The sequence below is a fragment of the Dietzia sp. DQ12-76 genome (genome assembly GCF_014145045.1).
Classification (GTDB): Bacteria; Actinomycetota; Actinomycetes; order Mycobacteriales; family Mycobacteriaceae; genus Dietzia.
Map to the genome: position 1 here is coordinate 1 of NZ_JAALDV010000205.1, position 3,551 is coordinate 3,551.

The 3,551-nt window shown below is 70.7% G+C and carries 3 protein-coding genes; 2 read left to right on the forward strand and 1 reads right to left on the reverse strand.

Going from position 1 to position 3,551, the window contains the following annotated elements:
* On the forward strand, nucleotides 1-1,786 hold a 1,786-nt coding region (locus tag G6019_RS08095; protein ID WP_182613013.1), incomplete at its 5' end, for a fumarate reductase/succinate dehydrogenase flavoprotein subunit.
* A gap of 34 nt (nucleotides 1,787-1,820) precedes the next feature.
* Nucleotides 1,821-2,564 (forward strand): succinate dehydrogenase/fumarate reductase iron-sulfur subunit, encoded by a 744-nt coding sequence (locus G6019_RS08100; protein WP_107756653.1) that lies wholly within the window; start codon nucleotides 1,821-1,823, stop codon nucleotides 2,562-2,564.
* 28 nt (nucleotides 2,565-2,592) lie between these two features.
* Here G6019_RS08100 and G6019_RS08105 read toward each other — a convergent pair.
* On the reverse strand, nucleotides 2,593-3,551 hold a 959-nt coding region (locus G6019_RS08105; protein WP_182627369.1), incomplete at its 5' end, for an AAA family ATPase.

The following is a 3,551-nucleotide window of genomic DNA, read 5'->3' on the forward strand; positions in this document are numbered from 1 at the left end:
GGCGGCCGCGCTCGGCGAGCTGGGGTATCGGGTCACCGCGCTGACCTACCACGACGCTGCGCGGCGCGCGCACTCCGTGGCCGCCCAGGGCGGGATCAATGCCGCCCGCGCGCGGCGGGTCGACGGCGACAGTCTGCACCGCTTCGTCGTCGACACGGTCAGGGGTGGTGACTTCCGGGGCAGGGAGGCCGAGGCGTTCAGGCTGGGCGAGGAGTCGGCGCGCGTCATCGACCACTTCTCGGCGATCGGCACCCCGTTCGCGCGGGAGTACGGGGGCGTGTTGTCCACGCGATCGTTTGGCGGGGTCCAGGTCTCACGGACTTACTACTCCCGCGGACAGACCGGGCAGCAGCTCCAGATCGCCGGCACCCAGGCCCTCCAGCGGCAGATCCGGGCCGGCTCGGTGCGGTTGCACACCCGTCACGAGATGCTGGATCTGATCGTCGACGAGGCCGGATGTCACGGGGTCGTGGTCCGCGATCTCGTCACCGGACGCATCCGCGCCGAGACCGCCCACGCCGTCGTGCTGGCGACGGGTGGCTACGGCAACGTCTTCCACGACTCCACGCTCGCGGTGAACTCCAACGCCTCGGCCGTGTGGCGGGCTCACCAGCGGGGGGCGCTGTTCGCCTCACCGTCGTTCGTGCAGTTCCACCCCACCGCCCTGCCCAAGGACTCGGCGTGGCAGTCCAAGACCATTCTCATGAGCGAGTCACTGCGCAACGACGGCCGGATCTGGGTGCCGCTGCGCGCCGGCGACGACAGGCCGCCCGGCGAGATCCCGGACTCCGATCGCGACTACTTCCTCGAACGCCGCTACCCCGCCTACGGCAACCTGGTCCCCCGCGACGTGGCCTCACGGGCGATCACGGCGCAGCTCCGCGACGGGCGTGGGGTGGGCCCCCGGCACAACTCGGTCTACCTGGACTTCCGGGAGGCTCTCGCGGGCGGCGGGCGGCGACGGATCGCCGAACGCTACGGCAACCTCTTCGACATGTACTCCCACGCCACCGGCGAGGACCCGTACTCCGTTCCGATGCGCATCGCGCCCACCTGCCACTTCACCATGGGAGGGCTCTGGAGCGACTACGACCTCCAGACCTCGATCCCCGGGTTGTTCGTGGGCGGCGAGTGTGGCTGGGCCTACCACGGCGCCAACCGGCTCGGCGCCAACTCCCTGCTCAGCGCCAGCGTGGACGGCTGGTTCACCCTCCCGTACTCGGTGCCGGCTCACCTGGCCGCCCGCCTCGGTGACCACCCCCCGGACGACGACGACGAGGTGGTCACCGCCGCCGTGGCCCGTGCCCGGGGCCGCGTGGATGCGCTGCTCGCGGTGGGCGGCTCGACCGGACCCGGCCACTTCCACCGCGAACTGGGCGAGATCCTCTACGCCGGGTGTGGGGTCACCCGCACCGCCGAAGGTCTTTCCACCGCGATCGATCGGATCCGCGACCTGCGGACCCGGTTCTGGTCCGACCTGCGGGTGACGGGGACCGGGGGGCACCTCAACCAGGTGCTCGAACTGGCCGGCCGGACGGCCGACTACCTGGAGCTGGCCGAGCTGATGTGCGTCGACGCCCTGGACCGCGACGAGTCGTGCGGTGCCCACTTCCGCGACGAACACCGTACCCCGGGCGGTGAGGCACTGCGCCGGGACGACCAGTGGCGATTCGTCTCCGTCTGGGGGTCCGAGGGCGACGACCGGGGCGGCCCGCGCACGTTCACCCGCCACGCCGAACCGCTCGAGTTCACCGCGGTCGAGCTCACGACGAGGGACTACCGATGAGAACCGCACCCGGGACGGCCATGAGGACGGCATCGTGAGACTGACCCTGCGCGTGTGGAGGCAGTCCGGTCCCGAGGAGACCGGCGCGTACGAGGAGTACGCCGTCCCGGACGCCGAACCGGAGATGAGCCTGCTCGAGTTGCTCGACGTGCTCAACGGCCGATTGATTGATGACGGGCAGGAGCCGGTGGCGTTCGACTCCGACTGTCGGGAGGGGATCTGTGGCGCGTGCGGGGTGAGCGTCGACGGCCGTCCGCACGGCCCTGCGGAGAACACCCCCTCGTGCCACCAGCGCCTGGACGCCTACTCCGACGGCGACACCCTGCGCATCGAACCGATGCGCTCGGCAGTGTTCCCCGTGATCCGGGACCTCGTGGTGGACCGTTCCGCGCTCGACCGGATCGCCGAGGCCGGGGCCCACGTGTCGCTGCCCGCGGGGGCGGCCCCCGACGCCGATGTGACGTCCCAGGGCCACCGGGAGGCGGAGACCGCACTGGATCTGGCGGCCTGCATCGGCTGCGGCGCGTGTGTGGCCGCCTGCCCCAACGGATCGGCGAATCTCTTCGTGGGTGCCAAGCTGGGGCATCTGGCCCTCATGCCGGTGGCGAGCCGCGAACGCGGTTCGAGGGCGCGCGAGATGGTCCGCGCGGCGGATCAGGAGTTCGGGTCCTGCTCCCTCTACGGCGAGTGTTCGACGGTGTGCCCGGCGGGGATCCCGCTACGGGCGATCGCGGTGGTCAACCGGGAGCGTCTCCGCGCGCTGTTCAGGCGTTCCTGACGCCCGGCACCGCGAGGCCCGCCGAACGTCAGCGCATGCGCTGGGAGATCACCTTGGAGATGCCGTCACCCTGCATGGACACCCCGTAGAGCACATCGGCCACGTCCATCGTGGGCTTCTGGTGGGTGATCACGATGAGCTGGCTTGTCTCCCGCAGCTGCTCGAACAATCCGATGAGTCGGCGCAGGTTGGTGTCGTCGAGCGCGGCTTCGACCTCGTCCATCACGTAGAACGGGCTGGGCCGGGCCTTGAAGATCGCCACCAACATCGCCACGGCCGTCAGCGACTTCTCCCCCCCGGACAGCAGGGACAGCCGCTTGACCTTCTTCCCCGGCGGCCGGGCCTCGACCTCGATGCCCGTGGCCAGCATGTCCGTGGGATCGGTGAGGATCAACCGGCCCTCTCCGCCGGGGAACAGCACGGAGAACACGTCCCGGAACTCGCGTTCGACGTCCACCCACGCCTCGGTGAAGATCTGCTCGATCCTCTCGTCGACGTCGTCGATCACCCCCTCGAGGTCGGCCCGGGCCTTCCTGACGTCGTCGAGCTGGGTGGACAGGAACGCGTACCGCTCCTCGAGAGCGGCGAACTCCTCGAGCGCCAGCGGATTGACCTTGCCCAGGGTCGCGAGATCCTTCTGGGCCTGCTTCAGCCGACGCTCCTGTTCGGCGCGGTGGTAGGGCATCGGCGGGGGCGGGGTGACGTCCTCACCGCGCTCGCGGGCCGCCTCGTACTCCTCGATCTCGAGCGAGGACGGTGGAAGCGGCACCTCCGGTCCGTATTCCGCGACCAGTGCCTCGGGCTCGATGCCATGGCGTTCCAGCACCGCGGACTCGAGTTCGGACACCTTGACCTCGAGCTGGGCCCGGACGACCTCGTCGCGGTGCGCGGCGTCCCCGAGCCTGGTGACCTCGGACTCCGCGGCTGCGAGCTCGGTCCGGAGCGCGGCAACCCGGTCGGATGCCTCCGTCCGCGCGGACGCCAGCC